This is a genomic window from Streptomyces sp. NTH33 (assembly GCF_003236365.1).
Taxonomy (GTDB): Bacteria; Actinomycetota; Actinomycetes; order Streptomycetales; family Streptomycetaceae; genus Streptomyces.
Map to the genome: position 1 here is coordinate 1 of NZ_POTZ01000523.1, position 4494 is coordinate 4494.

Consider the following 4494-nt stretch of genomic DNA (forward strand, 5'->3'; position numbering starts at 1 on the left):
AGGGTGGGGTGCGGACTTGCAGGTCGTGTGACTGCTCGGGGGCGGTTCGGGCGATTCGCGCGGCTTCCACGGCGGTGGCGGGGTCGACGCCGGCGAAGGCGACGACGTCGGTGGCTGTCATCTGCACGGCCAGGCGAAGCGCAGTCGGGCGCGCGTCCTTCGCGCTGCCCGGTGCCTCGAGGCGGCGTATGACGTCGAGGGCGCGCTGGGCGGCCCTTTGCCGGGTGGGACTGCTGCGTGATCGGGTGACAGTCGGGGTTTATGCAGCGAGTGCTGCGTGAGGGGCCATGATGGTCTCGTACTCGACGGGGGTCAATCGGCCCAGACGGATCTGGCGCCTTCGGCGATGGTAGGTGCGTTCGATCCAGGTCACGATCGCGATCCGCAGCTCGTGCCGGGTGCGCCAGGTGCGGCGGTCGAGGACGTTCTTCTGCAACAGCGCGAAGAAGCTCTCCATGGCCGCGTTGTCGCCGGCGGCACCGACCCGGCCCATCGAGCCGACCAGGCCATGACGTGCGAGAACGGAGACGAACTTCCGTGAACGGAATTGCCTGGGTTCAACCAGTCGTTGCAACACTCCTGATCAGAGAGGTGTGTTGTGGGACGGCCAGCGGGGTGGACGACGGAGTTGACAGGGCGGTCGCCGATGAAGTCGCCGGGGCGGCCCTCGACACGGCGGGAGATCGAGCGACTGTTCTGGCGTGAGATAGCCAAGGGGCTGACCAGCGAGGATGCGGCCGTCGCCGTCGGGGCGGCGCCGGCGGTGGGCACCCGGTGGTTCCGGCATGCTGGCGGGATGCCGCAGATCGATCTTGCCGTCTCGGGCCGCTACCTCTCGTTCGCCGAGCGGGAGGAGATCGCCCTGCTGCGCGTGCAGGGCGCCGGGGTACGGGAGATAGCCCAGCAGCTGGGCCGGGCACCCTCGACGATCTCCCGGGAACTGCGGCGCAACGCGGCCACCCGCGGTGGCCGGCTCGAGTACCGGGCCTCGGTCGCGCAGTGGAAGGCCGACCTGGTGGCCCGGCGGCCCAAGGAGGCGAAGCTGGCCGGGAACGAGCGGCTGCGGGAGTATGTCCAGGACCGCCTGCTGGGCGTGATCCGAGCCCCGGACGGCACGGTACTTCCCGGGCCACAGGTTCCCGAGTGGAAGGGGCGCAACAAGCCGCACCGCAAGGATCGCCGGTGGGCGAACGCCTGGAGCCCGGAGCAGATCGCGGCCCGCCTGAAGATCGACTTTCCTGAGGACGAATCCATGCGCATCAGCCACGAGGCGATCTACCAGTCCCTCTACGTCGAGAGCCGCGGCGGCCTCAAACGCGAGCTCGTGGCCTGCCTGCGCACCGGCCGCGCCCTGCGCGTCCCACGGGCCAGGTCCCGCAACAAGCCGGGCGGCCACGTCACCGAGGAGGTGGTGATCAGCCAGCGGCCCGCCGAAGCGGCCGACCGCGCCGTGCCCGGCCACTGGGAAGGAGACCTGATCATCGGGCTGAACCGGTCGGCGATCGGCACGCTCGTGGAACGAACGACCCGCTACACCATGCTCGTTCACCTGCCGCGGGCCGAGGGCTACGGCACCGTCCCACGGACCAAGAACGGCCCCGCGCTGGGCGGCTACGGCGCCGTGGCCATGAAGGACGCCCTGGCCACCACGATGACCATCGTGCCCGACCAGCTCCGCCGGTCACTGACCTGGGACCGCGGCAAGGAGCTGTCCGCTCATGCCCAGCTCACGGTCGAGACCGGGCTGCCGGTCTACTTCGCGGACCCGCACGCTCCGTGGCAGCGGGCCACGAACGAGAACACCTATTGGTGCAGCCTTGGCGGGCCGGGCTTCTTCGACGGGAGAGGTCCGGCGGGATCGTCGGGTGACTCGGAGAACACGTGCCGAAAGGCTTTCCGTTGAGATGTCCACGGCGGTCCACAGGGCGGGAGCCCTGGCCGGGAGTGACTTGATAGAAGCCTGCTGAGCCGTCAACTCGCAATAGGTCTGTCCCCTGGCCAGGGCCCTCGCATCTGTCCCGTCATCCGCGACAGCAGACAAGAGGACAACTCGATGGTGACAGTGGGGATCGACCCGCACAAGCACGTCCACGTCGCAGTGGCCGTCGACGCTGACGGCAGGCGACTGACCAGGCCGTTGACCGTCAAGAACGACGCGAACCTGATCGGCGTCCTGCTCAAGTGGATCCGCACGATCGCCGACGGCACCCCCGTCACCTGGGCCATCGAGGACGGCCGTGGCTTCGCCCGCCGCCTGGCCGACGGCCTGCTGCTGGCCGGCCACGAGGTGGTCTGGGTCCCCACCCGTCTGATGGCCGCACACCGCAAACTGCACGCCGCCACCGGCTCGAAGTCCGACCCCGTCGACGCCGCTGCGGTCGCCCACGCCGCGATCGCCACCCCCGGCCTGGACCGTCACCGCATTGATGACCGCGTGCGCGAACTGCGCCTGCTGGTCGACTCACGGGCCGACCTCGTCCGACGCCGCACCATGGTGATCAACCAGCTCAAGGCATACACACACCTCTGGCTCGACCACACCCCGGGCGACCTCACCCGCCGGCCTGGCATGACCTCGCTGACGGCGCTGCTGGCCACCACGGACATGAGCACCCACGTCCGCCGGGTGCTGACCGAGATGATCACGGAGATAGACGAGCTGAACAAACGCGTCCGCGGACTCGAAACCACGATCCGGGAACTGGTCACCCCACTGGCACCCGCGTTGCTGGAGATCACCGGGATCAGCCACGTCTCTGCGGCGGTCCTCCTCGCGGAGATCGGCGATATCACCCGCTTCACCAGTTCAGCAAAGCTCGCCCGCTACACCGGAACCGCACCGATCCCGGTCTACTCCTCCGACAAGGAACGCCACCGACTGCACCGAGGCGGCAACCGGCGGCTCAACAGCGTGCTCTACACGACGGCCATCGTCCAGCAGCGATTCCACCCGGGCGCGCGAGCTCTCCTGGCCCGCCACGAGCCGACCAAGGGAGCCCGCGGAGCCCGACGCGTCCTCAAACGCCACCTGATCGACGTCATCCACCGCGTCATGACCCAAGACCGAGCTTCCTGGCAGCATCACATCACCCAACACCGGCTCGCCGCTTGACATAGAAGCGTCAACGGGCTGTTGCGCCAGTACTTCCCGACTTGTATGGGGGGTAGCGGTGTTCGTGATCGGGTTGGCCGCCCGTAGCGTGCCGTAGGACGCCGGGCAGGCTGACTCGAGTACTTCCTGCCGCCCGCAGGGGCTGGCTCTCTTTGGGTGTGTCGACCTGCCCGGTTTCCGTTCGCGGCTTGCCTCAACAGAGGCATGAGCATCGGCCACCCCAACGTTTCTCGAAGTCGGGATGTCAGCTGCGGATTCCACCGACCCGACGTCCGAGGAGGGACCGCCGATGATGCTGATCGGCATCGACCCGCACAAGTCGACCCACACAGCCACTGCTGTCGATCCGGAAACCAACCGTGATCACGCGTCGATCCGCATCGACGTGACGCTCCAGGAGTACGAGCGCATGCTGGACTGGGCCCGCCAGTGGCCCAGGCGGCGATGGGCCGTTGAGAACGCCAGGGGTCTGGGACACCACCTGACTTCGTGGCTGCTCGCTCGGGGAGAACAGGTTGTAGACGTCCCGCCCAGGGCGACCGCGCGGGTCCGCCAGCTCTCACGCGGGGCGGGCCGCAAGAACGACCGTATCGACGCCGCCGCGGCGGCCTGCGTCGCCGCTCTCCAGGGCGACGCAAGGCCGGTGCAGCCCGAGAACTCAACGGATGCACTGGCGCTGCTGGACGAACGGCGCAGCAACCTCGCGCAGGCCAGAGTCCGCGCGGTGAACCAGCTCCACGCGCTGCTGCGAGCCCTCCTGCCCGGAGGGGCACCGCGCGACCTGTCCGCGGCCAAAGCCGAGCACCTGCTGGAGTCGGTCGTGCCCGTCGGTCCGGCCGAGATCACCCGCCATGTCCTCGCCGCTGACCTGATTGCCGAGATTCGGGCGTGGGACGTGAAGTTGAAGGACAATGCCAAGGCCATGGCCGCGCTGGTCACGCAGTCGGACAGCCGGCTGACCGACACCCCGGGCATCGGAGCGGTGACTGCTGCCCGCCTGCTCGGCCGGACCGGAAACCCCACCCGCTTCCCGACCGCCGGCGCCTTCGCACAGTACGCCGGCACCGCTCCTATCGAGATCGCCAGCGCGGACCGCGCACGCCACCGCCTGTCCCGGCGCGGCGACCGTCAGCTCAACGCGGCACTCCACACCGTGGCGATCACGCAGATCCGCATGCCCGGCACCCGGGGACACGCCTACCACCAGGCCAAACTCGCAGAAGGCAAGACACCCCGTGAAGCACAACGCTGCCTTAGTGGCTGTTGTTGTACCGATCTTGGGGTTTGTCGATCGAACGGGAGTCTCGATTGGGTGGTCGCGGGGTGCTCGGCGCATACGAGCAGGGCCTCCTGAACAGCTCGTTGGTGTCTAATCACCGAGC

General features: G+C 68.6%; 2 protein-coding genes and 2 pseudogenes. 3 read left to right on the forward strand and 1 reads right to left on the reverse strand.

The window, feature by feature from the left end:
- Positions 1 to 259: 259 nt before the first annotated feature.
- A pseudogene (locus C1I97_RS32040) lies at positions 260 to 550 on the reverse strand (IS3 family transposase); the annotation flags it as partial.
- 96 nt (positions 551 to 646) lie between these two features.
- Between C1I97_RS32040 and C1I97_RS32045 the strand changes: the two are divergent.
- From C1I97_RS32045 to C1I97_RS32055, 3 genes and pseudogenes are all read left to right on the forward strand, one after another.
- Positions 647 to 1804 (forward strand): annotated as a pseudogene (locus C1I97_RS32045) (IS30 family transposase); the annotation flags it as partial.
- 249 nt (positions 1805 to 2053) lie between these two features.
- Positions 2054 to 3112: an IS110 family transposase gene (locus C1I97_RS32050; RefSeq protein WP_111006560.1), complete on the forward strand. Its 1059-nt coding sequence runs from the start codon at positions 2054 to 2056 to the stop codon at positions 3110 to 3112.
- 289 nt (positions 3113 to 3401) lie between these two features.
- Positions 3402 to 4466 carry an IS110 family transposase gene (locus C1I97_RS32055; protein WP_258382832.1) on the forward strand — a complete coding sequence of 355 codons (1065 nt, stop codon included), beginning with the start codon at positions 3402 to 3404 and terminating at the stop codon, positions 4464 to 4466.
- Positions 4467 to 4494 lie beyond the last annotated feature (28 nt).

Coding starts and splice junctions, on each gene's coding strand:
- C1I97_RS32050 (WP_111006560.1), top strand. CDS start 2,054: ATGGTGACAGTGGGGATCGACCCGCACAAGCACGTCCACGTCGCAGTG.
- C1I97_RS32055 (WP_258382832.1), top strand. CDS start 3,402: ATGATGCTGATCGGCATCGACCCGCACAAGTCGACCCACACAGCCACT.